Annotated in this window: 25 protein-coding genes and 1 tRNA gene; 11 read left to right on the top strand and 15 right to left on the bottom strand. The window is 63.8% G+C overall.

Annotated features, from left to right (window positions below; all coding sequences use genetic code 11):
* Window positions 1-60 precede the first annotated feature (60 nt).
* The 6 genes from GR702_RS11295 to GR702_RS11270 all read right to left on the bottom strand — a co-directional run bounded on the left by GR702_RS11295 (window position 61) and on the right by GR702_RS11270 (window position 2,944).
* Entirely contained in the window at window positions 61-501 is a 441-nt protein-coding gene (locus GR702_RS11295; protein ID WP_160985993.1) for a periplasmic heavy metal sensor, read from the bottom strand.
* Between the two features lie 2 nt (window positions 502-503).
* Window positions 504-767 carry a hypothetical protein gene (locus GR702_RS11290; RefSeq protein WP_160985992.1) on the bottom strand — a complete coding sequence of 88 codons (264 nt, stop codon included), beginning with the start codon at window positions 765-767 and terminating at the stop codon, window positions 504-506.
* A 280-nt stretch (window positions 768-1,047) separates the two neighbouring features.
* Entirely contained in the window at window positions 1,048-1,500 is a 453-nt protein-coding gene (locus tag GR702_RS11285) for a hypothetical protein (RefSeq protein WP_160985991.1), read from the bottom strand.
* Window positions 1,501-1,684: 184 nt separating this feature from the next.
* A tRNA-Met gene (locus GR702_RS11280) sits at window positions 1,685-1,761 on the bottom strand.
* Between the two features lie 107 nt (window positions 1,762-1,868).
* Window positions 1,869-2,417, bottom strand: a complete 549-nt coding sequence (locus GR702_RS11275) for a 2'-5' RNA ligase family protein (RefSeq protein WP_337192587.1) — start codon at window positions 2,415-2,417, stop codon at window positions 1,869-1,871.
* On the bottom strand, window positions 2,414-2,944 hold the full coding sequence (locus tag GR702_RS11270) for a peroxiredoxin (protein ID WP_160985990.1): 531 nt from the start codon (window positions 2,942-2,944) through the stop codon (window positions 2,414-2,416). Before GR702_RS11270 ends, GR702_RS11275 begins: the two co-directional genes overlap by 4 nt.
* 136 nt (window positions 2,945-3,080) lie before the next feature.
* Between GR702_RS11270 and GR702_RS11265 the strand changes: the two genes are divergently transcribed.
* Window positions 3,081-3,503 (top strand): sugar transporter, encoded by a 423-nt coding sequence (locus tag GR702_RS11265; RefSeq protein ID WP_160985989.1) that lies wholly within the window; start codon window positions 3,081-3,083, stop codon window positions 3,501-3,503.
* A 4-nt stretch (window positions 3,504-3,507) separates the two neighbouring features.
* Here GR702_RS11265 and mltG read toward each other — a convergent pair whose 3' ends face one another.
* The 4 genes from mltG to aspS form a co-directional block, all read right to left on the bottom strand.
* Window positions 3,508-4,482: an endolytic transglycosylase MltG gene (mltG, locus tag GR702_RS11260; protein ID WP_160985988.1), complete on the bottom strand. Its 975-nt coding sequence runs from the start codon at window positions 4,480-4,482 to the stop codon at window positions 3,508-3,510.
* A gap of 14 nt (window positions 4,483-4,496) precedes the next feature.
* A complete protein-coding gene (gene fabF, locus GR702_RS11255; protein WP_160985987.1) occupies window positions 4,497-5,759 on the bottom strand; it encodes a beta-ketoacyl-ACP synthase II in 1,263 nt (420 codons plus the stop codon).
* Window positions 5,760-5,904: 145 nt separating this feature from the next.
* Entirely contained in the window at window positions 5,905-6,141 is a 237-nt protein-coding gene (locus GR702_RS11250) for an acyl carrier protein (protein WP_007679564.1), read from the bottom strand.
* Between the two features lie 245 nt (window positions 6,142-6,386).
* Window positions 6,387-8,216 carry an aspartate--tRNA ligase gene (gene aspS / locus GR702_RS11245; RefSeq protein WP_160985986.1) on the bottom strand — a complete coding sequence of 610 codons (1,830 nt, stop codon included), beginning with the start codon at window positions 8,214-8,216 and terminating at the stop codon, window positions 6,387-6,389.
* Between the two features lie 209 nt (window positions 8,217-8,425).
* On the opposite strand from aspS, the gene GR702_RS11240 reads away from it, so the two are divergent.
* The 3 genes from GR702_RS11240 (at window position 8,426) to GR702_RS11230 (ending at window position 11,021) form a co-directional block, all read left to right on the top strand.
* The gene (locus GR702_RS11240) at window positions 8,426-8,788 is read left to right on the top strand and encodes a hypothetical protein (protein WP_237449679.1); all 363 of its coding nucleotides are present in this window, start codon (window positions 8,426-8,428) and stop codon (window positions 8,786-8,788) included.
* Window positions 8,789-8,850: 62 nt separating this feature from the next.
* On the top strand, window positions 8,851-10,065 hold the full coding sequence (gene rnd / locus GR702_RS11235; RefSeq protein ID WP_160985985.1) for a ribonuclease D: 1,215 nt from the start codon (window positions 8,851-8,853) through the stop codon (window positions 10,063-10,065).
* 59 nt (window positions 10,066-10,124) lie between these two features.
* The gene (locus GR702_RS11230; protein ID WP_160985984.1) at window positions 10,125-11,021 is read left to right on the top strand and encodes a LysR substrate-binding domain-containing protein; all 897 of its coding nucleotides are present in this window, start codon (window positions 10,125-10,127) and stop codon (window positions 11,019-11,021) included.
* Between the two features lie 36 nt (window positions 11,022-11,057).
* Here the strand turns inward: GR702_RS11230 and GR702_RS11225 are convergent, their stop codons facing one another.
* Together GR702_RS11225 and pgsA are read right to left on the bottom strand one after the other, a co-directional pair.
* Window positions 11,058-12,224 carry an MFS transporter gene (locus GR702_RS11225; protein ID WP_160985983.1) on the bottom strand — a complete coding sequence of 389 codons (1,167 nt, stop codon included), beginning with the start codon at window positions 12,222-12,224 and terminating at the stop codon, window positions 11,058-11,060.
* 31 nt (window positions 12,225-12,255) lie between these two features.
* A complete protein-coding gene (pgsA, locus tag GR702_RS11220) occupies window positions 12,256-12,849 on the bottom strand; it encodes a CDP-diacylglycerol--glycerol-3-phosphate 3-phosphatidyltransferase (protein WP_160985982.1) in 594 nt (197 codons plus the stop codon).
* A gap of 123 nt (window positions 12,850-12,972) precedes the next feature.
* On the opposite strand from pgsA, the gene GR702_RS11215 reads away from it, so the two are divergent.
* The gene (locus tag GR702_RS11215) at window positions 12,973-14,280 is read left to right on the top strand and encodes an MFS transporter (protein ID WP_160985981.1); all 1,308 of its coding nucleotides are present in this window, start codon (window positions 12,973-12,975) and stop codon (window positions 14,278-14,280) included.
* Window positions 14,281-14,283: 3 nt separating this feature from the next.
* Here the strand turns inward: GR702_RS11215 and GR702_RS11210 are convergent, their stop codons facing one another.
* The 3 genes from GR702_RS11210 to GR702_RS11200 all read right to left on the bottom strand — a co-directional run bounded on the left by GR702_RS11210 (window position 14,284) and on the right by GR702_RS11200 (window position 15,373).
* Window positions 14,284-14,493, bottom strand: coding sequence for a hypothetical protein (locus GR702_RS11210; protein WP_237449672.1), 210 nt, complete (start codon window positions 14,491-14,493; stop codon window positions 14,284-14,286).
* 157 nt (window positions 14,494-14,650) lie between these two features.
* Window positions 14,651-14,833, bottom strand: coding sequence for a CsbD family protein (locus GR702_RS11205; protein ID WP_160985979.1), 183 nt, complete (start codon window positions 14,831-14,833; stop codon window positions 14,651-14,653).
* A 126-nt stretch (window positions 14,834-14,959) separates the two neighbouring features.
* Entirely contained in the window at window positions 14,960-15,373 is a 414-nt protein-coding gene (locus GR702_RS11200; protein ID WP_160985978.1) for an EVE domain-containing protein, read from the bottom strand.
* A gap of 99 nt (window positions 15,374-15,472) precedes the next feature.
* On the opposite strand from GR702_RS11200, the gene GR702_RS11195 reads away from it, so the two are divergent.
* From GR702_RS11195 to GR702_RS11170, 6 genes are all read left to right on the top strand, one after another.
* The gene (locus tag GR702_RS11195) at window positions 15,473-16,408 is read left to right on the top strand and encodes an isopenicillin N synthase family dioxygenase (RefSeq protein WP_160985977.1); all 936 of its coding nucleotides are present in this window, start codon (window positions 15,473-15,475) and stop codon (window positions 16,406-16,408) included.
* Window positions 16,409-16,527: 119 nt separating this feature from the next.
* Window positions 16,528-18,210, top strand: coding sequence for a putative bifunctional diguanylate cyclase/phosphodiesterase (locus GR702_RS11190; RefSeq protein ID WP_160985976.1), 1,683 nt, complete (start codon window positions 16,528-16,530; stop codon window positions 18,208-18,210).
* Window positions 18,211-18,269: 59 nt separating this feature from the next.
* Window positions 18,270-19,088: a diaminopimelate epimerase gene (gene dapF, locus GR702_RS11185; RefSeq protein WP_160985975.1), complete on the top strand. Its 819-nt coding sequence runs from the start codon at window positions 18,270-18,272 to the stop codon at window positions 19,086-19,088.
* Complete coding sequence (locus GR702_RS11180) at window positions 19,085-20,260, top strand: MiaB/RimO family radical SAM methylthiotransferase (RefSeq protein WP_160985974.1); 1,176 nt, start codon at window positions 19,085-19,087, stop codon at window positions 20,258-20,260. Before dapF ends, GR702_RS11180 begins: the two co-directional genes overlap by 4 nt.
* Window positions 20,257-21,222: a signal recognition particle-docking protein FtsY gene (ftsY, locus tag GR702_RS11175; RefSeq protein WP_202408209.1), complete on the top strand. Its 966-nt coding sequence runs from the start codon at window positions 20,257-20,259 to the stop codon at window positions 21,220-21,222. The genes GR702_RS11180 and ftsY overlap by 4 nt, the downstream gene beginning before the upstream one ends.
* Window positions 21,222-21,869 (top strand): inner membrane-spanning protein YciB, encoded by a 648-nt coding sequence (locus GR702_RS11170; RefSeq protein ID WP_160985973.1) that lies wholly within the window; start codon window positions 21,222-21,224, stop codon window positions 21,867-21,869. Before ftsY ends, GR702_RS11170 begins: the two co-directional genes overlap by 1 nt.
* Window positions 21,870-21,952 lie beyond the last annotated feature (83 nt).

Raw genomic sequence — 21,952 nt, 5'->3', positions numbered from 1 at the left:
CAGCCCTGACGGCCCGCGCGTCGTCTTCGTCGTCCCCGGATCGGGATGTGGGCACGGTCCTCAACCTTGGGTGGTGGACGTCAGTGCCTCGGCCACCGCCTTGTCGAACCGTCCGGTCTGCTCGGGGCGAAGCACCGCGCGCATCGCGAAGATGTGCTGGAGCGTCGCCTTCTGCAGTTCGCCCATGGCACTGTGCGATCGGTCGACCGCCCTCTCCACGGCGAAGCCATAAGCATGTTCGCGGCCGATCGCGGCGGCAAGATCGGCATTGGCTGCGCGCAGTTCGCCTTCAAGGCGCTGGCGCCGCTTCTCGAAGCTGTGCTCAAGCGCGCCTATTTGCTGCCTCTGGGCATCATCGAGCGCAAGCTCGCGGTGGACGACGGCATGGATGCGGCTTTCGCCATCCCCATTCGAACGCATTCGCTGCCCGATCCAGAGTGCCCCCAGCGCGACGAGGAAGGCAAGAACGGCAACGAGAACGTACCGAGCCGGACCGGCCATGCTCACGAGCCCAGCAGATGCGATGGTGCCGCCTCTGGGACGGCAAGAAGCGGACGGCCGTGCGCATGAGCCGTGCTCAAGCCCGTCAAGCCGCCCCACAAACCCACGCTGGCAGCAACCACGCAAGCAAGCCCCATCGACATGCGAGCGCCGAAGCGCTCCCGCTTTCGATCCACTCCTGCCATGACGGCCTCGCCCAGCGTTTCGAGGGCAGCCGGAACCGGCTCCGCCTGTATCCGCGCGAACATGTTGTCGAGTTCGTCCATGGTATGGTCCTTCCGCTCATTCGTGACGCGTGCCTAAGGGAAGTACGCATTGATGAGGCGCTTCCCTCACCCCGCGTGTGCCGCGATAATGCGCGCTCGGTCTGGAGGGACTATGACCTGCGACATGTACAGGCAAGGTGTACGTAAACGCGAGGGAGGGAACCGCGGCACCGGGGAGTTGGACAATGCTCGCGGACGATCTGGTGCGGAGCTGGCCTAGGCGCGGCCCTACCAGAACGTGTCCAGATAGTCCTCCTCACAGCCGCGACAAGGATGCCGTTCAGTGCACCGGGCTACCCCGTGCTTGCAAGTCCAAGGCCTTGGCAGAAAGCGGCGGAAAATGCGTCGAAGTAGGATGATAAAACGCACTAAGCCCCTGCCTGACATCGCCTTTCCCGCTTTTGTAGACGCACGGCGACCGGGCAGAAGTGAAAATCTTGAAAGGCCCCTCTAAAGCCGAAGCTCGGCGGCATTCAGAAGATGAGGGACACGTGGTGGCCACGGCCGCTGTGACCGCAAGCGGCTTGAGGAAGGCGAGAAGCAGATCGGGGCGCTGATCAACGCGATCACAGCCGATTTCGCTGACTTCCCCGAGATTGTTGCCACGCCATAAATTGCGCGAGCGGCGCACGATCACCTTCAAAAAGCCTGAGATCGGCCGCAACGTGGTCATCAGCCTGCATCGGCGAAAGCCGACGCCTACCACAAAACGGCTGGCGACGTCACGATGCACCTAAAAGCCAATCAGGCGAGCGCTCGAACCGGACGTGCCGCCCTGCTAACGCTCATCGACGCGGTCGTGCTGACGCCGAAGAAAGGCCGGCCCGGAATGGACATCGATCTGGAAGGCCGCCTGGAAAACATCGTCAACCTCGCCACCGGCGAAAAGCCGGTAGAACGCGAAGGGATGTTATTGGTGGTAGCGGAGGAGGGACTCGAACCCCCGACACGCGGATTATGATTCCGCTGCTCTAACCAGCTGAGCTACTCCGCCACATCAAGGCTGCCATGCGGCGCGCCTGACGTAGTGCACCGTCGCTGCGGTGCAGGCCGCGTCCTCTAGGGGGAAGGTGGGCATCGGTCAACACCGAAAATGCAACGTCATCTGTGAAAGGAAATGACCCTCAGCGGACGCCACAGTCCCTCCTCCCAGGCATAAAGGCCAAAGCCCCGGAACCGGAACGATGTGGCCGGGAGGCGCGGCCGAAGGTCCTCCTGCAAGGCTCGCGCCGCCTGGCTCGTGACCTTGTTCTGGATCGTGACGTGAAGGCGCAGCGGTTGGGCATCCTGCCTTGTCATAAGGCCGTGCATCCGCTCGGCTATCGCGGCGTGAAGCGCTACCATTTCGGGGCTTTCGATCGCGATCGCGGTCCCATTGCCGAGCTTCATCACCCCGGCGAACCGGGCTTGGGGCGGAGCCGTCCGGGCCAGCGCTCCCAGCAAGTCCACCAGTTCCTCCTCGACCGAGGGAGGCAAGGCATGGAACAGGGTAACGTGCGCCCTCAGACGATTGCGCTCGGGCGGATAGTGCTCGCGGCGAAGCGCATCCGCCCAGGCAAGGACGTCGTCAGGCAGTTCGGCCGTGATCAGCAAGGGCGCGTTCGGGTTGCGCGGACCACGAGCCACCCAGTCAGCAGGAGGCGCAATCACGAAGCGCGCAGAACTTCCAGCACCTTTTCTGGCGCGGTCTCACCATAAGGGTCCTCGTCCAGCCCCTCATCGTTGATGCCGGGCTCCTCGAACCATGCGGTAATCCGGTTATCCTCCACAATCATGGCATAACGCCACGAGCGCATGCCGAAGCCCAGGTGATCCTTGTCGACCAGCATGCCCATGCGGCGAGTGAATGCGGCGGATCCATCCGGCAGCAGGCGCACCTTCGAAAGCCCAAGATGGCGGCCCCATTGGTACATGACAAAGGCATCGTTGACCGCGAGGCAGTAGACCTCGTCCGCCCCCGCTTCACGCAAGTCGTCATAAAGGCGCTCGAAAGCCGGACACTGCTCGGTCGAGCAAGTCGGCGTGAAAGCGCCAGGCAGGGCGAAGACCACCACCTTCCTGCCCGCGAACTCGTCCCTTATGCTAAGATCCTGCCACCTGAACGGGTTCGGGCCATCAAGCGTCTCATCGCGGACGCGGGTCTTGAGAGTGACGGCAGGTATCTGGCGATCGAGCATGGTTCCTCCGGATCTGGATGCGGACGGCGGCGATGGGATGTTCCGATTGCAACAATGCTCCGGCCGCGGCAAAGTTCGCCGCGGGGGATCATGAGCTTCGGCCTCGCGGCCGTTTTCGTGAAAGGGGCAGTGCGCCATGTGTAAGGCTGGAACGGGATTCTGGACCATCGCCGCCCTGATCCTGCTGTGGAACCTCATGGGCGACTGGGCATATCTCACGCAGGCGACCACGCCTCCCGAGACGGTTGCCCTGACCGATCCAGTCGCGGCGCGTGCTTTCGATACGATGCCCGTTTGGGCATGGGCGGCCTATGCACTTGCCGTGGGTGCTGGAACGACGGGAGCCGTGTTGCTCATCATGCGCCGCAAGGTGGCATGGGCGTTTTTCGCCGTTTCCACCGCGAGCGCGACAGCGCAGTTCGGATGGTCCTTTTTAGGTTTCGGCATCCTCGCCGCCAAGGGATGGACCGCAGCGATCTTTCCCGCGGCAATCATCTCGATCGCCTTGGCCTCTATGCTGTATGCGCAAGCCAAGGCACGGGACGGGACCTTGCGTTAAGCGTTCAGATCTCGCCTCGTTCGCGGCGGATCGCAAACCACTTAGCAACGTTCCGGTTGTGCTCGGCCAAGGTCGCGGCGAAGACATGCCCGCCGCCGCCATCCGCCACCATGTAGAGCGCCTCCGTCTTGGCAGGGTTCAGCACGGCAGCAATTGATTCGCGGCTGGGATTGGTGATCGGCCCCTTTGGCAAACCGGTCATCGTATAAGTATTGTAGTCGTTGACCGCCTGGATCTCGGACTGGAGGATGCGCCGGCCGAGGCGCTTGCCCTTGGTGATGGGATAGATGATTGTCGGATCGGCCTGCAGCAGCATTCCGGTTCGAAGGCGGTTGGAATAGAGCCCCGCCACCATCCTGCGTTCGGAAGGCTTGCCGGTCTCCTTCTCTACGATGGAAGCAAGCGTCAAAGCCTCTTGCGGCGTCTTGACGACCAGGCCCTTGGCGCGATTCGCCCAGAGTTCCTTGAGAGTCCGGCTCATCGCCGCCTGCATGCGGCGGAGCACAGCCTGCCGCGACTCGCCGGATTCGAAGGCATAGCTATCGGGCAGGACAGAGCCCTCTTGCGGCACGCCCACCTCGCCGGTGAGCGCCTGCTGCGCTTTCAACCGCTCATACACCATGATCGAAGGCATGCCTTCCGGCACGGTCACGAAGCGGCGGATCACGTCGTCGCTCGAGATGATCGCAAGCACGCGCGATGCGCTGGCATGAGCTGGAATGGCGAATTCGCCCGCCTTGATCGCTCCCCCGCCGCCGAAGATGCGGGCGCGCAGGGCGAAGCCGGAGGCCGAACGGATCACGCCCTTGTCCTCCAGCCTCTCCGCCACGGTGGCAAGGCTTGCCCCGTTCGGAACGATGAAGTGGGCTTCCTTCTCCAGCGGCCCGGAACCGAACCATCCGCCAAGGAATGCCCATGAACCACCGACGATAGCCAGGCCCAGAACCGCTGCCAGAACGCACCCACGCCGGGTCATCATCGTCGATAAGCCCTTCAGTCGACCTTGCGCAACACCAGGCTGGCATTGGTGCCGCCGAAACCGAAGCTGTTGTTGAGCACGGCGCGCACTTCACGCTTCTTGGCGACATGCGGCACCAGGTCGACGCCCACGCAGCTCTCGCTCGGGTTGTCGAGGTTGAGCGTCGGCGGCACGATCTGGTCGCGCATGGCAAGGATGCAGAAGATCGCCTCCACCGCGCCCGCGCCGCCCAGCAGGTGGCCGATCGCCGACTTGGTCGAGCTCATCGAGACATTGTCGATCGCATCGCCGAACAGGCGGCGCACCGCGCCCAGTTCCAGCTCGTCGCCCAGCGGGGTCGAGGTGCCGTGAGCGTTGATGTAGTCGATGTCCTTGGGCTCGAGGCCGGCCTTGCGCAACGCCATCGCCATCGAGCGATACGCGCCCGAACCTTCCGGGTGCGGGGCGGTGACGTGGTAGGCATCGCCCGAGAGGCCATAGCCGATCACTTCGGCGTAGATCTTCGCCCCGCGCGCCTTGGCGTGCTCGTACTCTTCCAGCACGACGACGCCTGCGCCCTCACCCATGAGGAAGCCGTCGCGATCCTGATCGTAGGGACGACTGGCCTTCTCAGGCTGATCGTTGAACGACGTGGAGAGCGCGCGAGCCTGCGCGAAGCCGGCGATGCCGATCGGGCAGATGGTGCTTTCCGCGCCGCCCGCCAGCATGATGTCGGCGTCACCGTCCTTGATCATGCGCGCAGCATCGCCGATCGAGTGAGCGCCGGTGGAGCAGGCGGTGACGACGGCGTGGTTCGGCCCCATGAGGCCGTACTTGATCGAGACCTGGCCCGAGATCAGGTTGATCAGACGGCCATGCACGAAGTGCGGCGAAACGCGCGCCGGTCCCTTGTTGGCCAGCACAAGCGATTCGCTTTCGATGCCCGGCAGCCCGCCGATACCCGAACCGATCGAGCAGCCCGCCATGAAGCGCGTCGCTTCGTCCATGTCGGTAAGGCCCGCATCCTCGATGGCCTGCCCGGCCGCGTCGATGCCGAAGACGATGAAAGGATCGACCTGCCGCTGCACCTTGTGGTCGACGCGCTTGTTGGCATCGAAGCCGTATTCATGGTCGGCCGGCTTCACCTCTGCAGCGATGCGGCACTTCTGGTCCGAGGCATCAAACTTCGTGATCGGCCCGGCGCCGGACTTTCCGGCAAGGATGTTGGCCCAGGTGGTTTCGACGTCACCACCCAGCGGAGTGACAAGACCAAGACCAGTTACGACGACACGACGCATTATGTTCTCCGAAATTCCTTCGGCCCAAAAGGCAACAGGCCCGCCCCCTTAGAGGTCGAGCCTGTCGTTTTCAATCAGGTGTTGCATACTGCCTCCGCCCGTTCGGGCGAAGCGCTTGCATGCGGTCCTGAAATCAGCCCAGGGATTAACCCTTGTTCTCTTCGATGTACTTGATCGCATCGGAGACGGTGCTGATCTTCTCGGCGGCATCGTCCGGGATTTCGACGCCGAACTCTTCCTCGAACGCCATGACCAGCTCGACGATGTCGAGCGAGTCAGCGCCCAGATCGTCGATGAAGCTGGCGTCTTCGGTAACCTTCTCGGCCTCGACGCCCAGGTGCTCGACGACGATCTTCTTAACCCGATCGGCGGTATCGCTCATTTGTATAGACCCCTTCGAAAATAGGCGGGTTTGAATTTCGATAGTCGCCCTAAAGACTGGTACGCGCGCTGGCAAGGGGCTTGGCGCGGAGCCTGACGTGCAGCCGCACCGCGTTATCCACGGTTGGCTGGCGTTTCAGCCTCCGCCCGATGCGAAAGCATCCCTCTCGCCAGATGGGCAGACAGCATCGCGGCGCCTCGATCCCGGCGGAACGAGCCAGCCGCGCCCCCTGCCCCAGCCATCGCCTAGCCGGCGGCGTCGGGTGCCACCACCGCACCTTGCGCCGGAGCGTTCGGCTTCACCGGCTCCACCACGCGCATGTGCAGTTCGCGAAGCTGCTTGTGCTCGGCAGGGCTCGGCGCACCCATGAGCAGGTCCTCGGCGCGCTGGTTCATTGGGAACAGCGAGATCTCGCGCAGGTTTTGCGCCCCGCAGAGCAGCATGACGATGCGATCGACGCCGGCGGCCATGCCGCCGTGCGGCGGGGCACCGTACTGGAAGGCGCGGTAGAGACCGCCGAAGCGCTCCTCCACGTCCGCCTTGGACAGGCCGACCATCTCGAACGCCTTGACCATCAGTTCCGGCGACTGGTTACGGATCGAGCCCGAAGCGATCTCGAAGCCGTTGCACACGAGGTCGTACTGGAACGCCTTGATGGTGAGCGGATCCTGGCCCTCCAGCGCTTCCATCCCGCCCTGAGGCATCGAGAAGGGGTTATGCGCGAAGTCGACCTTCTTGTTATCCTCGTCCCATTCGAAGAACGGGAAGTCGACGATCCAGCACAGCTCGAAGCGGTTCTTGTCGATCACGTCGAGCTGCTCGGCGACGCGGGTGCGCGCAAGTCCGGCGAGCTTGGCGGCCTGCTCTTCCTTGCCCGCAGCGAAGAACACCCCGTCGTTGGGACCAAGGCCCAAAGCTTCGATGAGTGCGGCGGTCTTTTCCTCGCCGTGGTTCTTGGCGATCGGGCCGCCGGGAACACCGTCCTTGATGTTGATGTAGCCAAGGCCCGAGTAGCCCTCGCCCCGTGCCCAGTTGTTCATCTCATCGAAGAACTTGCGGCTGCCCGCGCCAGCGCCTGGAGCCGGGATCGCGCGGATGACGCCGCCGTTCCCGACGATGCCGGCGAAGATGCCGAAGCCCGATTCGACGAAATGGTCGCCCACGTCCTTGATGATGAGCGGGTTGCGCAGGTCCGGCTTGTCCGAGCCATAGTCCAGCATCGCCTGCGCGTGCGGGATGCGGCGGAACTCACCGGCAGGGGTTACCGGCTTGCCATCGGCGAAATCGGCGAACACGCTCTGGAGCACGGGCTCCATGGTCTCCCAGACCTCTTCCTGCGTGACGAAGCTCATCTCGAGGTCAAGCTGGTAGAACTCGCCCGGCAGGCGATCCGCACGCGGGTCCTCGTCGCGGAAGCACGGCGCGATCTGGAAGTAGCGGTCGAACCCGGCCACCATCAGCAGCTGCTTGTACTGCTGCGGCGCCTGCGGCAGCGCGTAGAACTTGCCCGGATGAATGCGGCTCGGCACCAGGAAGTCGCGCGCGCCTTCGGGGCTGGAGGCGGTGAGGATCGGCGTCGAGTACTCGGTGAAGCCGATCCCTTCCATCTTGCGACGCATGTCCGAGATGATCTTCGTGCGCTTGACGATGTTCGCGTGCAGCGTCTCGCGGCGCAGGTCGAGGAAGCGGTACTTGAGGCGGATGTCCTCAGGATACTCCTGCTCGCCGGCCACCGGCATCGGCAGTTCCTCGGCCTTCGAGATGATCGTCGCCGAGCGCGCGTAGACTTCGATCGCGCCGGTGGCGAGATTGGCGTTCACGGTCGCCTCGCTGCGCGCCTTCACGGTGCCCTCGATGGTCACGACCGATTCCAGCCGCAGCGAATCGAGGAGCGCCAGCGCCGGGCTGTCGCTGTCGGTCACCACTTGGGTGATGCCATAATGGTCTCGCAGATCGACGAAGAGAACGCCGCCGTGGTCGCGCTTGCGATGGACCCAGCCCGAAAGCCGGACGGCCTGGCCGACCTCGGCCGCACCAAGGGCGCCGCAGGTGTGAGAGCGATAGGGATGGGTCATGACGGGTTCGTGCTCTTCGATCAGATGAATGCGGAATGCCCCGCGCCCTAGTCGACTGGCCCTGCAATTTCCAGACGTGCTTTGACGGTTTCGGCTCGAACTTCTTTTCGGCAACGCCGACTAGCGCCCACCTGACACGCCGGTTTCCTGATAACCTCGCGTAAACCATTGCTGCGTAATTTCGGCCAAAAGAGGTCGTCGTGAAGTTCATGCAGGAAACATCGATGCTGGAACATGATAGCGCGGTCGAAATTATGGGCCAGCCCAGCCATCGACGTGCCGCTGCGGTGACAGCTTTTGCCCAGTGGGCCGACGCACCCGTGGCCGCACCCACCGAGCCCGTCTCACCTCTTGAAGATCGGCAGTTCGGCGCGATGGCGGATCTTCTGCAGCTTTCCAAGCCGGAGGCGGACCCGGTCGACGAGCCGAAGGCGTGGCCTCTTCCGCCACCAAGTGGCCATATCACCGGCTCCGAGCTGCGCCGTCGCCTCATCACTCCGGAAAGCATCGCAGAACTGGCTTCGCAGCAGAAGCCGTCGTTGTTGCAGCGACTGATGCGCTGGAAACATTGATACGAGAAACCGCAACACGGGGCGTTGATCCTCCGCCACGTTAGGCGTAACGCCTCGGCTCAATGAAAATTCATCCGCTGATAACAAAGACCGAAGATCTCGCCGATCTGTGCGCGCGTCTGGCAAAGTCCGATTTCGTGGCCGTGGACACTGAGTTCATGCGCGAGAACACCTACTGGCCAGAGCTATGCCTGGTGCAGATCGCCAACACCGAAGAAGCGGCTGCGATCGACCCGCTCGCTCCGGGGCTGGACCTTGCGCCGCTCTGGAACCTGCTGACCGACAATGAAGACGTCCTCAAGGTCTTCCACGCCGGTGGGCAGGATGTGGAGATCGTCTTCAACTTCACCGGCCGAACACCGCATCCCATCTTCGACACCCAGATCGCCATGATGGCAATCAGCCAGTCCGAGCAGATCGGGTACTCCAACCTCGTCGAATCGTGGCAGGGCCTGACCATCGACAAGGGCGCGCGCTTCACGGACTGGTCCCGCCGTCCGCTCACCGACCGCCAGATCGAATATGCCATCGGCGACGTCACGCACCTCTCCAAGATCTTCCCCAAGATGCTGAAGCGCCTGATCAAGACCGGCCGCGGCGAATGGCTGGATCAGGAGATGGAAAAGCTGGCCGATCCCGAGAACTACCGCAACGATCCCGCGCAGGCATGGAAGCGAATCAAGGCGCCTGGCCGCAACCCGCAGGTCCTCGGCCGTCTGAAAGCGATCTCCGAATGGCGCGAAGCGGAAGCCCAGGGCAAGAACATCCCGCGCGGCCGCATTGCCCGGGACGAGACGCTGGCAGATATCGCCAGCCACCCGCCCAAGCAGCAGGCCGACCTCGCCAAGGTGCGCGGCCTCTCGCAAGGCTGGAAGGACAACGATATCGGCCGTCGCCTCATGGCCGTGCTCGCCAAGGCGGAGCCTCTGCCCGACGAGGAGATGCCGCCGCGCGCTCCGCGCGGTGCTCCGCTCGGCAAGGAAGGTGCGCTCGTTGCCGACCTGCTCAAGCTGCTGCTGAAGATCCGTGCCCGCGAGATAGACGCCGCCGCCCGCCTGCTGGCCCGCAGCGAGGAACTTGAACTTCTGGCCGCAGGCGTTCGAAAGAATCTGACCCTACTGCAAGGCTGGCGGTTCGATGTCTTCGGCCGTGATGCCCTTGATCTCGTGGAGGGCAAGCTGGCCTTCGCAGTGGAGAACGGCAAGCTCAAGATGACGCGGGTGGACGAAACCAGCGACGCCGAAACTATCGCCGTCCAAGCGACTCCGGAGGGCTGATCCAGTGCCGGCCGAGCTGAGGCTTGGCTTGTGCGTGGAAGTCGTGCGATAGGCCGGGCGTGACCGTTTATCAGCCCACGCTCAAGCAGCTTCAGTATCTCGTTGCCCTTCACGAGCATGGCCACTTCGGCCGGGCGGCGGATGCGTGCTTCGTCTCGCAGTCTACCCTTTCGGCGGGGCTGCGCGACCTCGAGACCTTGCTGGGCGTCACGCTGGTCGAGCGGACGAAGCGGGCCGTGCGTTTCACTCCTCTCGGCAATGCGGTGGTCGCCAAGGCGCACCGCATCCTGCGCGAAACCGAGGAACTTTCCGACCTGATCCAGTCGAGTGGGAAGCCACTCTCGGGCGAGCTGCGGATGAGCGTGATCCCCACGATCGCACCGTTCCTGCTTCCCCGGATGTTGCCGCGGCTACGTCGCGAGCGGCCGAACCTGCGGCTTTTCCTGCGCGAAGAGCCGAGCCAGGCTGCTATCGAATCGCTGCACCACGGGCGTGCGGACTGCGTTCTTCTCGCGCTCCCCTATGCCACCGGCGAAGTGGAGAAGGAGACGATCGAACTCGACGCCTTCTTCGTCGCCTTCCCCAGCGATTATCCGCACAGTCCTCCTGCCGAGGTCGGTCCGGACCTGATAGACCAGAACCGCCTGCTCCTGCTGGAAGACGGGCACTGCCTCAAGGATCACGCGCTCGCCGCGTGCAACCGTCCCGAACTGCGCGCCAGCGCGACGATGATCGGCACATCGCTCCACACGCTGGTGCAGATGGTGGACAATGGCCTTGGCTTGACGATGCTGCCCGAAATGGCGCTGGATGCAGGGATTCTCAACGGCACCAACGTGGTGGCGCGGCCTCTGCTGTCTCCGAACGCGAACCGGGAGATCGCCCTCGTGTGGCGACGTAATTCTCCTCGCGCGGATGAGTTCCGGATGCTGGCTGAAGAACTGCGGGCAGGCTGATTCGCCGCACGGCGCACCGCCCTTCTGCCGGGCCGCTCAGCGGAGGCGGAGCGCCTGCAGTGCAACGCCCAGCGCCGAAACGCCGATTCCCAGCAGGGAGACTCCGCTCCAGCCCCAGGCGTGCCATATCGCCGTGGCGGCGCCGGAGCAGGCTCCGCCTGCAAGAAACATCATGCCCATGTAGACGGTGTTGATTCGCGATCGCGCCTCCGGCCGCAGGGCATAGATGATGCTCTGGTTCGAGATCTGGCTGAGCTGGACGGCGACGTCCAACGCCAGCACGCCCACGACGAGCCCCGCGATCGATTGCCAGAAACCGAAGACCAGCCATGACGCCAGCGTGAGCACGCTGGCAAAGACGACTACCTTGCCCGGACCGCCACGGTCCGACAGCCTGCCCGCGATCGGCGCGGCCAGAACGCCCACGGCGCCAAGGACACCGAAAAGGCCTGCCGCCTCTGGTCCCAGCCCGAACCGGGGTTCCTGCAGGCGCAAGGCAAGGATGGTCCAGAACACGCTGAAGACGCCGAATTGGCAGCACTGGGTGTAGGCCGCGAGGCGCAAGGCCGGAAACTCGCGCCACAGCTCCCAGAGGGAGGCGAGCAATCCGCCATATCGCAAGCCTGTACGTTCGGGCCGGCTGCGCGGCAGCTTTGCCGCCATGAGCGCAGCGGTGAGAAGCGCCATGGGTACGGCCAGCCAGAACATCGCGCGCCATCCGAAGGCTCCGCCCACGAAACCGGCCACCGTCCGGCTGAGGAGGATGCCGCAAAGCAGCCCCGCCATCACTGTGCCCACAACCGATCCACGCCGGTCCTCTGGCGCAAGGGTGGCTGCAAGAGGCACGATCTGCTGCACCACGCTTGCCATGACCCCGACCAGAAGCGAAGCAGCCAGGATCGCCGGGCCGGTCGGCGCCAGCGCCACGAGCGCCAGGGCGACCGGCAAGGCGAGGCATTGCACCACGATGAGACGTTTGCGCTCGAGAAGGTCGCCCAGTGGCACGAGCAGGACGAGACCTGCTGCGTAGCCAAGCTGCGTGGCTGTCGGCACGAAGGTCACAGCCGCGCCGGCTACCTCGCGCTCCATGAGGCCGAGCATCGGCTGGCTGTAGTAGATGTTCGCGATCGTCAGGCCCACCGCGGTCGCCATGGCGAAGAACACGGAGCTGCCGATCGTTGCGGCTGAGTTTCTGGAGGTCATATCGGGTACAGTAACGACGAGCGTGCCGCCATCAGTCCATATGCTTGAGGCCGACGCGCAGGTAGTCCCACCCCGTCACCACGGTCAGGGCGGCGGCAGCCCAGAGCGTCGTCAGGCCCACGGTATGAGGAAGGTTTATCTCCAGGCTGCCCACCCAGATATTCCACCAGGGCATTGCCTTGCCCAGGATCAGCGCACCCAGTGAAACCATCTGGAACGTGGTCTTCCACTTGGCAAGCTTGCTGACCGGAACGGAAACCTGCAGCGGCCCCAGGAACTCTCGCAGCCCCGATACCGCAATCTCGCGGATCAGGATCACGAGGCCGGCGATCACATGGGCATCGCCCACGAATGGTCCGCGCAGGATACCCTGCGCCGTCAAAACGAGGATCACCGCCGCGACCATGATCTTGTCGGCGATCGGGTCGAGGAAGACGCCCAGCTTCGAGACAGTCCCGCTGGATCGCGCGAGATAGCCGTCGAAATAATCGGTGATGCCCATCAGGCAGTAGAGGGTGAATGCAAGACCGTAGCCGAACTCCCACGTCGGCCACCATAGGAGGAAGGCCAGCAGGGGCACCGTGAAGATGCGCGAGAGGGTGAGGACGTTCGGCAAGGTCAGCATGATGAGATCGCCATAGCGCGCATTGATGAAAGGAATAAAGTGCTCAACGGGGGTTGTGCCTCCGGCACGTGCCTTTAAGTGTCCCCGCGACCAGAGAGCGAGGCCGACGGCACCTTACCGATCATGACCACGACGACCAAACTCATCCGGGCGCGGCGGTTCCTGCCGCTGTTCATCACCCAGCTTCTCGGCGCGTTCAACGACAACCTGTTCAAGAATGCCATGATCCTCTTCGTGGTCTACGAGGTTTACAACTCGGAGGCGCAGGAGGCGCGGTTCAGCGCGCTGGCCTCGGCAATCTTCATCATTCCCTTTTTCGTGCTCTCCGCACTCGCCGGGCAGCTGGCCGACATGCGGGACAAGGCAAAGCTGATCCGCATCATCAAGGCATGCGAGATAGCCATCATGCTGGTTGGCGGGGCAGGCCTTGCCCTCGCGTGGAAAGGCATCGAGCTGGAAGGGATGGCGATCCCCCTCATGCTCGCCGCGCTGTTTGCGATGGGCGTGCACTCCACCTTCTTTGGCCCCATCAAGTACGCGATCCTGCCCCAGCATCTGCGCGAGGGCGAAGTTCTCTCCGGCACCGGACTTGTGGAGGCCGGCACCTACATCGCGGTGCTTGCAGGCACTATCGTGGCCGGCTGGATCGAGGTGGAGCACGCCGCCATCGCGGTGATCGCCGTCGCCTGCATTGGGTTCATCGCTGGCCGGGAAGTCCCGCCTGCGCCCCCGCTTTGCGAACCTGAACCGCTGGACTACCACTTCATTCGCGCCTCGGTGAACCTGGTTCGCACAACGATGAGGGATAGGCGAGTCTTCCTCGCCATCTGCGCGATCAGCTTCTTCTGGGCTATCGGGACGGTCCTTTTCATCCAGTTCCCGCCGCTTGCGAAGAACATGCTGCGTGCCAGCAAGGAAGTGGCCAGCCTGTTCCTCGTCATCTTCTCGGTAGGGGTAGCGATCGGATCCGTTGCGATCAACGCGCTGCTCAAGGGCACCGTCTCGGCGCGCTGGTCCCCGATCTCCGTCATCGGGATGGGCGCGTTTCTGGTGGCATTCCAACAGGTGTGCCGCGTCTGGCCGCCGCACCAGGGCCCTGACGAGATGATGGACGTTGCCACGTTCGTCGTCCAGCCGCTTGCCGTGCCTCTCATGGCGACGCTGCTGGGGATTGCCGTGTGCGGAGGCATGTTCGTGGTTCCGCTTTATGCGTTTCTCACCACGTTCGTGGAAAAGTCTCAGACCGCTCGAACGATCGCCGCCAACAATATCGTGAACTCGGGCGCGATGGTGGCCGGCTCGCTCGCCACCGGGGGCATGACTTTCCTAGGCATCGCCGTGGCGCAGCAACTGCTGGTAGTCTCGCTCAGCTGCCTTGCATCGGCTTGGCTGGGCCACCTCCTGTTTCGGGCGGAAAAGGCGGCCGCGTGACCGTCAGGCGATGAACGTCACGATCGCCAGGAAGCTCGTGCAGTAAGCGGACAGGAAGCCCTGCCAGTCCCCGCCATTCAGATGCCAGCGTCGCCGCGCTTCGCGATCCTCGGCTTCGTCTGACAAAGGCGTGGTGAACACGTGCGGCGGCAGCGAGCGCCGGAACCAGTGCCCGGCGGATTCGTGTGTCAGGACAAGCGCGCGACGTGTCATGCTTCGCATAGACCCGTCTTAAGGATTTATTTACCCTACCGTAAAGCGAGCTCTTCGGTTTTTCCCGAAACGAGACGACCTGCCGAAAGTCGCGGACGCAAAGAAAAAGGGCTGCCCCAGGGCAGCCCTTTTCCATGTTCGCGGAACGCGAGAGTGATCAGATGCGGTCGCCGAGAGCGCCCTTCACCTTGCCGGCTGCCTGCTGCAGCTCACCCTTGCGCTCCTGCGCGGCGCCTTCGGCCTTCTGAGCCGGATCGTTGCGCGCATCGCCCGCGGCCTGCTTGGCGTTGCCGGCGATTTCGTTGCCGAGGCCCTTTGCGGTATCGGTCAGCTTACCCATGGCGAAATCTCCTGTATTTACGGGTGGGATGTTCCACCGCTTACAGGACATTAAACGTCCACTCCGGTCCAAGGTTGCGGATGCGCCCTGTTTTGGCCGCCCGTGAAGAGCGTCGCGGCGAAAAGGTCAGCCTTCCGCAAGGGAGAGGATATAGTCCCACTCCTCGGGCGTCACCGAAGCGACGGACAGCCGGGACAGCCTGACCAGTTCCATCTCCGCAAGCTCGGGGTCGGCCTTGATCTCCTTGAGAGTGACCGGCCGGACCAGCTTGCGGACGGGCTTCACCTTCACCGCTGCCCACTTCGCTTCGGGGTCGGTAGGATCCGTGATCCCGGACTTGCTGATCGTCACTATACCGACGATCTCCTTGCCGATGTTGGAGTGATAAAAGAACGCCTGGTCGCCGATCTGCATCGCCCGCAGGTTGTTGGCCGCGCGATGATTGCGCACGCCGTCCCAGGTCCCTTCGCCTTCGGCTACGAGATCATCCCAGCTGTACGCGTCCGGTTCAGACTTCATCAGCCAGTAAGTCTTGCCCATCGATTGCCTTTCCAGTTCGCCAGCGGCCCGGCATGCCTTGAGTGTGGCCTGCAAGGCAGTAAATGGGCGGCATACCGAGTCATCACGGATTGCACTACCATGGACCTTGCCGAAATCCCCGTCCTCAGCCTCGACGCAGACAAAGCGGACCTGCCCGCCCGCATCGGCGAGAGCTTCCGCAGCTTTGGTTTCGCGCTGATCCGCGACCACGGCATCGATCAGACGCTGATCGACCGTGCGTGGGAACTGACCGAAGCCTTCTTCGCCCTTCCGGTGGAGGTGAAGCGCAAGTACTTCATTGCCGGACAGGGCGGCGCGCGCGGCTACACCCCGTTCCGCACCGAAGTCGCCAAGGGTGCCAGCGAAAAGGACCTGAAGGAGTTCTGGCACGTGGGCCGCGATGTGCCCGCCTCCTCCCCCCTCGCCGCGTCCATGCCGCCGAACATCTGGCCCGAGGAGATCGCCGGTTTTCGCGAGACGTTCACCGAACTCTTCGCCCAGTTCGACGAGGCAGGAGCAAAGGTGCTTTCGGCTATCGCAACGGACCTCGGCCTCGATGCCCGCTGGTTCGACCCTGCCATAGAAGACGGTAACTCGGTGCTCCGCCTGCTGCACTACCCGCCTGTGAGCGACGCGGCGGGCGGCGCCATCCGCGCCGGCGCGCACGAGGACATCAACCTCATCACCCTGTTGCTTGGCGCACAGGAGGCGGGCCTCGAGCTGCTCGGCAAGGATGGCCGCTGGCTTTCCGTCGCACCGCCAGAAGGTGCGCTGGTGGTCAACATCGGCGACATGCTGCAGCGCCTCACCAACCACGTCCTGCCCTCGACCACGCACCGCGTGCGCAATCCCTCGGGCGATCGCGCGAGCCACAGCCGCTACTCGATGCCCTTCTTCCTGCACCTGCGCAGCGATTTCCGTTTCAAGACTCTGCGCCAGTGCATCACCGACACGCGCCCCGATCGCTATCCCGAGACAATCACTGCCGACGATTACCTGCAGGAGCGCCTGCGCGAGATCGGCCTCAAGCGCTAAGCGGCCGTGAGCCGTCCCGAACCCGGTTCGGGACGGCAATTGGCGCACCGCAACATTAACTAATAATTGAGACGGTATACTTATCGCCTGCAGCCAGGGTGAGAACCCTTGTGGGGGACATGGCTGTGCAGGCAGCGAATATTGAAAGTAACGGCAACTGGGACGAACCGGACTCTGTCCGTGAGTTCGATATCGTCGCACTGGGCATCGTCACCGCCGCGATTATCCTCTTCGTCGCGACCGGCAGCGAGATCGGGCCAAGCGTGGTGCGCTCGCTGGTTGGCTACGGACCCGGACCCGATCCGTTTGCTCTCAACGCGTTCCTGCTTAACATCGCCATCATCATCTTCGGCTGGAGCCGGTATCGCGAGCTCTGCGAGGAGATCGTGCAGCGCAAGGCGGCAGAACGCACCGCGCGCCGGCTTGCCGAAACCGATCCGCTGACAGGCTTCCTGAATCGGCGCAGCTTCAACGAGGGCGTCGATGCTCTCCTCTCGCAGATTCCCGCCTGCAGGGATGACCAGGGTGTTCCGGCAAGGCCCGGCCTGATCGCCCTGCTGATGATCGACCTCGACAACTTCAAGAAGGTCAATGACCAGAACGGCCACTCCGCCGGGGACATGCTCCTTTGCGAATGTGCGCGCCGCATCGCCGGTTCCGTGCCCCCAGGCACGTTCATCGGGCGGATCGGCGGGGACGAGTTCGCGCTTGCCCTTCCCTTCGATCGCTCTCGAGTGGATCTGGTCGACGCCATCGCGGCGGACCTCGTTCACGCCATCGGTGAAAGCGCCAGGGCTCAGGCACTCAGCGTGGATGTGACCGCCTCGATCGGTCTGGCCCGCTCGGATCGGCTCTCCGCCGATTCGCTCCTCTCGGGTGCGCAGGCCCTGCTGGAGATGGCGGATATCGCCATGTATCATTCGAAGCGGCAGGGCCGGAATGCCTATTCCTGGTTCGAGCCGCGAATGGCGGATGAAAAGCGCTTTCGCTCGCAACTGGAGGTGGGCATCCGGGAGGGCATCCCACGCGGCGAGTTCGTACCCTTCTACGAGCAACAGATCGACCTCCAGACAGGCGAGCTGACCGGATTCGAGATGCTGGCCCGCTGGGACTCTCCGGAATTCGGCATCGTCGCGCCCGACATCTTCATCCCCGTCGCTGAGGATATCGGGGTGATCGCGGAACTTTCGCAAAGCGTAATCGCGCAGGCGCTGGAAGACGCTCGCTCGTGGGATCCCTGTTTGACCCTGGCGGTAAACATCTCCCCTATTCAACTGCGCGACCCGTGGTTCGCGCAGAAGCTGCTGCGCATGTTGGTGGAAGCCAATTTCCCGCCCCAGCGGCTCGAGATCGAGATTACCGAAAGCTGCCTGCACAACAATCTCACGCAAGTGCGATCGCTGATAACCAGCCTGAAGAACCAGGGCATTCGTGTCAGCCTCGACGATTTCGGAACCGGCTACAGCTCCATCGCACAGTTGAGGCAGCTGCCGTTTGACCGCATCAAGATCGATCGAAGCTTCGTCTCGAGCCTGATCGACAACAAGGACAGTGCCGCGATCGTCCGCGCTGTCGCGATGCTTGGCGAAGGTCTTGCCCTGCCGGTCACTGCCGAGGGGATCGAAACGCAGGACGTGCTCGATCACCTGCGTCAGTATGGCGGGATCACGGGACAGGGTTACCTCTATGGGCGCCCTCGTCCCGCGCAGGAACTGGCGGAATGGCTCGACGACGTCCAGCTACGCAGGAGCGAGCCCGCCGGCCGAACGCCGAGGGACGAGCCTCTTCCACGGCGCGCTTGAATCCAGGTCCCTTTCCCCGGCACTGGACCTGAAGCCCGTCAACTCCTAGATCGCTGACCATGCGGATCGATTTCACCAAGATGCATGGGCTGGGCAACGACTTCGTCGTGCTGGACGGGCGCGAGCGCCTTCTTCCGCCGCTGGATTCCGGCGCTGCCGCTGCCCTGGCGAATCGGCACACGGGCATCGGGTGCGACCAGCTTGTCGTGCTGGAGCCCTCCCAGATCGCGGACATGCGAATGCGCATCTTCAACGCCGATGGCAGCGAGGTCGAGGCCTGCGGAAACGCCACGCGGGCGGTGGGGTTGCTGCACGGCCGTTCCGCCCGCATCGAGACATTGGCCGGCGTAGTCTCGGCATGTCCGGTAGAGGCAGGGATCAGCGTCGAGATGGGTACCCCGCGATTCGACTGGGACGCTATTCCCCTGTCCTACCCGATGGACACCCATGCGATGCCCGTCGCCTGGGAGGAACTGACCAATCCCGTCGCCGTGAACGTCGGCAATCCGCACGTCATCTTCTTCGTCGCCGATCCCCACGCGATCGACATGTCGCGCCTGGGACCGATGATCGAGACCGATCCGCTTTTTCCCGAGCGCATCAACGTCAACGTCGCAGCCATCGTCGCCCGCGACGCGATCGTGCTTCGGGTTTGGGAGCGCGGCGCGGGGCTCACCCGCGCCTGCGGCACCGGCGCGTGCGCCACTGCGATCGGCGCAATGAAGCGCGGCCTTGTCGACCGGCGCGTCACTGTCGCTCTGCCCGGCGGCGCTCTCGTCATCGAGTGGCGGGAAGATGGCGGGATCGTCATGACCGGCCCTGCAACAGAGGCGTTCCGCGGGAGCTTTGACCCTGCCGATTTCGGGATCGTCGTTTGACGGTAGAGGTCCATTCGCTCGGCTGCCGACTCAACCTGGCGGAAAGTGAAACATTGCGGGGGCTACTGGCGGATGAGCCCGAGCTCGTCGTCATCAACTCCTGCGCCGTCACGGCCGAAGCCGTGCGACAGACCCGCCAGGCCATTCGCCGGGCACGTCGCGCCCGCCCCGATGCACGGCTTCTGGTGACGGGCTGCGCCGCCGAGATCGAACGGGACGCGCTCGCCGCAATGCCGGAAGTCGATGGCTTGGTGCCCAACGTCGCCAAGCTCGACCCGCGGGCTTGGAATGTCGCTGCCATCACACCCGCGCCGCAGCGCCGTCACACACGCGCTTTCATCCAGGTGCAGAATGGCTGCGATCATGCCTGCACCTTCTGCGTCATCCCTCAGGGGCGCGGGACCAGCCGCTCCCGCTCGGTGGATGAGGTGCTCGAAGACGTTGCCCTGCATCTCGACACCGGTGCAGTCGAAGTCGTGCTCACAGGAGTGGACCTTACGTCATGGGGGAACGATCTGCCGGGTGCGCCGCGTCTTGGCACGCTGTGCGAGGCCATTCTCACCCGTTTCGGTGATCTCGCACGCCTGCGCCTTTCCTCGATCGACGGTGCGGAGGTGGATGAACGCCTGTTCGAGCTCCTGGCCGGTGAGGCGCGCATCATGCCGCATGTCCACCTCTCCCTGCAGCACGGGCACGATCTCATCCTCAAGCGCATGAAGCGTCGCCACAGCCGCGCCGACGCGATAGCGCTCGTCAGGCGTCTTCGCGCACGGCGCGACGATCTCGCCGTCGGAGCGGACCTCATCGCCGGTTTCCCGACGGAAGACGATGCCGCTCACGCGGCCAATCTTTCCATCATCGGCGAGCTTGGCATCGTACATGGCCATGTCTTCCCCTATTCGCAGCGGCGGGGCACCCCCGCTGCAAGGATGCCGCAGGTGGATCGAAGCCTGACCCGGCTACGCGCGGCGGAACTGCGCGAGAAGGTGGCGCAGGTCCGGGGATCCTGGCTTGCCGCTCATCTGGGCAAGCCGCTATGGGTGCTCGCCGAGAAAGGCGGGACCGGACACGCGGCCGATTTCGCCCCCGTCCGCGTGCCTGCCTCCGCGCAGCCTGGCACGCTGGTCAGCGTTGTGCCCTCAAGGGTAGTCGAAGGAATACTGGAAGCATGAGTAGCGACGGCCCCCAAGGCGCGATGAGGACTTCCGAACAGGCGGGAAGTGACTGGTCCGATCGCCTTTTCGGAGGCTTTCGCAAGACCTCCGAGCGACTGGCCGGCAACCTGTCCGGCATCGTCGGCTCGTCTCGTCTGACCGACGCGCAGCTGGACGATCTCGAGGACGCGCTGATCATGTCGGACCTTGGTCCTCGCGCGGCCGCCCGCATCCGCAACCGTCTTGCAAATGAACGCTTCGAGCGCGACGCGAGCGAACGCGCGATCATGGAAGTCGTGGCGCGGGAGATTGCGGAAATCCTGCGGCCCGTGGCAAAGCCGCTCGACGTGGTGGCATTTCCCCGCCCGCAGGTAATTCTCGTGATCGGCGTGAACGGTTCGGGCAAGACGACCACCATCGCCAAGCTCGCGCACCTGTTTCAGGAGCAGGACTATTCAGTTATGCTGGCCGCGGGCGACACTTTCCGCGCCGCCGCCATCGGCCAGCTCGGCGTCTGGGCGGATCGCCTCTCGATCCCCATCGTCAAGGGCCCGGAAGGCGGTGATCCTGCTTCGGTGGTATTCGACGCAGTGAAGGCAGCGACCGAAAGCGGGATCGACGCTCTCATCGTCGACACTGCAGGCCGCCTGCAGAACAAGCGCGAACTGATGGACGAGCTGGCCAAGATTCGTCGTGTCCTCGGCCGCCTGAACCCCGAGGCGCCACACGACGTCGTTCTGGTGCTCGATGCCACCAATGGGCAGAACGCGCTGTCGCAGATCGAGATCTTCAAGGAAGTTGCCGGTGTTTCGGGCCTGATCATGACCAAGCTCGATGGCACCGCACGGGGCGGCGTACTCGTCGCCGCAGCGGAACAGTACGGCCTTCCCATCCACGCCATCGGTGTCGGCGAGAAGATCGACGACCTGCGCCCCTTCAATCCGGACCTGCTTGCGCGGGTGATCGCAGGAATCGCGTGATGAACCCTCAGACCAAACCCGCACCCAAGAGTTCGTGGGTCAACCTCCTGGTGGACTTCGGGCCTCTGCTGGTCTTCTTCCTTGCCTACCGCCACTTCGCTCCTGCCAACGAAACCGATATGGTCGGCACTGTCGCTGCGGTAATCAAGGGAACCGTCGCCTTCATGGTGGCGACGGTGATCGCGCTCGCCGTCTCGAAATGGCGGCTTGGTCATGTCTCGCCGATGCTGTGGCTGACCACGATCCTGATCCTCGGCTTCGGTTCCGTCACGGTGATCCTGCGGGATCCCTTCTACGTGCAGATCAAGCCCACTGCTGTCTACCTTCTGTTCTCCGCAGTGCTGTTCGTCGGGTTGCTGCGCGGCAAGCCCATGCTGAAGTACCTTCTCCAGTCCGCGTTCGAGGGACTGAACGAGACGGGATGGCTGAAGCTCTCGCGCAACTGGGCGTGGTTCTTCCTCGTGCTTGCCGTGCTGAACACGACCCTGGTCTACACCGTGAGCTTCGACATCTGGATGCAGGCGAAGCTATGGGGCTTCACCGTGATCTCCTTCCTCTTCACCTTTTCACAACTGCCGATGGTCTTGCGGCACGGGATGGGCGAAGCGGGCAAGGAAGAGCTGATCGAAAACCCGCCGCACGACTGAGGCGCGGCGGGCGCGGCCGCCCTCAGGTTGGCCAAGCGTCAGCGTCGCGGCGTTGCGCCCCTCATCAGAACAACGCGGGCGTC

Origin of the sequence: Novosphingobium silvae, assembly GCF_009856825.1 — a bacterium.
Classification (GTDB): Bacteria; Pseudomonadota; Alphaproteobacteria; order Sphingomonadales; family Sphingomonadaceae; genus Novosphingobium; species Novosphingobium silvae.
The sequence above is the reverse complement of the archived record's forward strand: the minus strand, read 5'-3'. Positions and strand labels throughout refer to the sequence as shown.

Bases quoted from the DNA above. Each gene is read 5' to 3' on its own strand.
- mltG (WP_160985988.1), bottom strand. From the start codon at position 4,482: ATGATGACCCGGCGTGGGTGCGTTCTGGCAGCGGTTCTGGGCCTGGCT.
- GR702_RS11240 (WP_237449679.1), top strand. From the start codon at position 8,426: ATGCAGGAAACATCGATGCTGGAACATGATAGCGCGGTCGAAATTATG.
- fabF (WP_160985987.1), bottom strand. From the start codon at position 5,759: ATGCGTCGTGTCGTCGTAACTGGTCTTGGTCTTGTCACTCCGCTGGGT.
- dapF (WP_160985975.1), top strand. From the start codon at position 18,270: ATGCGGATCGATTTCACCAAGATGCATGGGCTGGGCAACGACTTCGTC.
- ftsY (WP_202408209.1), top strand. From the start codon at position 20,257: ATGAGTAGCGACGGCCCCCAAGGCGCGATGAGGACTTCCGAACAGGCG.
- GR702_RS11225 (WP_160985983.1), bottom strand. From the start codon at position 12,224: ATGACCTCCAGAAACTCAGCCGCAACGATCGGCAGCTCCGTGTTCTTC.
- GR702_RS11215 (WP_160985981.1), top strand. From the start codon at position 12,973: ATGACCACGACGACCAAACTCATCCGGGCGCGGCGGTTCCTGCCGCTG.
- GR702_RS11195 (WP_160985977.1), top strand. From the start codon at position 15,473: ATGGACCTTGCCGAAATCCCCGTCCTCAGCCTCGACGCAGACAAAGCG.
- rnd (WP_160985985.1), top strand. From the start codon at position 8,851: ATGAAAATTCATCCGCTGATAACAAAGACCGAAGATCTCGCCGATCTG.
- pgsA (WP_160985982.1), bottom strand. From the start codon at position 12,849: ATGCTGACCTTGCCGAACGTCCTCACCCTCTCGCGCATCTTCACGGTG.
- GR702_RS11290 (WP_160985992.1), bottom strand. From the start codon at position 767: ATGGACGAACTCGACAACATGTTCGCGCGGATACAGGCGGAGCCGGTT.
- GR702_RS11295 (WP_160985993.1), bottom strand. From the start codon at position 501: ATGGCCGGTCCGGCTCGGTACGTTCTCGTTGCCGTTCTTGCCTTCCTC.
- GR702_RS11170 (WP_160985973.1), top strand. From the start codon at position 21,222: ATGAACCCTCAGACCAAACCCGCACCCAAGAGTTCGTGGGTCAACCTC.
- GR702_RS11190 (WP_160985976.1), top strand. From the start codon at position 16,528: ATGGCTGTGCAGGCAGCGAATATTGAAAGTAACGGCAACTGGGACGAA.
- GR702_RS11265 (WP_160985989.1), top strand. From the start codon at position 3,081: ATGTGTAAGGCTGGAACGGGATTCTGGACCATCGCCGCCCTGATCCTG.
- GR702_RS11205 (WP_160985979.1), bottom strand. From the start codon at position 14,833: ATGGGTAAGCTGACCGATACCGCAAAGGGCCTCGGCAACGAAATCGCC.
- GR702_RS11200 (WP_160985978.1), bottom strand. From the start codon at position 15,373: ATGGGCAAGACTTACTGGCTGATGAAGTCTGAACCGGACGCGTACAGC.
- aspS (WP_160985986.1), bottom strand. From the start codon at position 8,216: ATGACCCATCCCTATCGCTCTCACACCTGCGGCGCCCTTGGTGCGGCC.
- GR702_RS11250 (WP_007679564.1), bottom strand. From the start codon at position 6,141: ATGAGCGATACCGCCGATCGGGTTAAGAAGATCGTCGTCGAGCACCTG.
- GR702_RS11270 (WP_160985990.1), bottom strand. From the start codon at position 2,944: ATGCTCGATCGCCAGATACCTGCCGTCACTCTCAAGACCCGCGTCCGC.
- GR702_RS11210 (WP_237449672.1), bottom strand. From the start codon at position 14,493: ATGACACGTCGCGCGCTTGTCCTGACACACGAATCCGCCGGGCACTGG.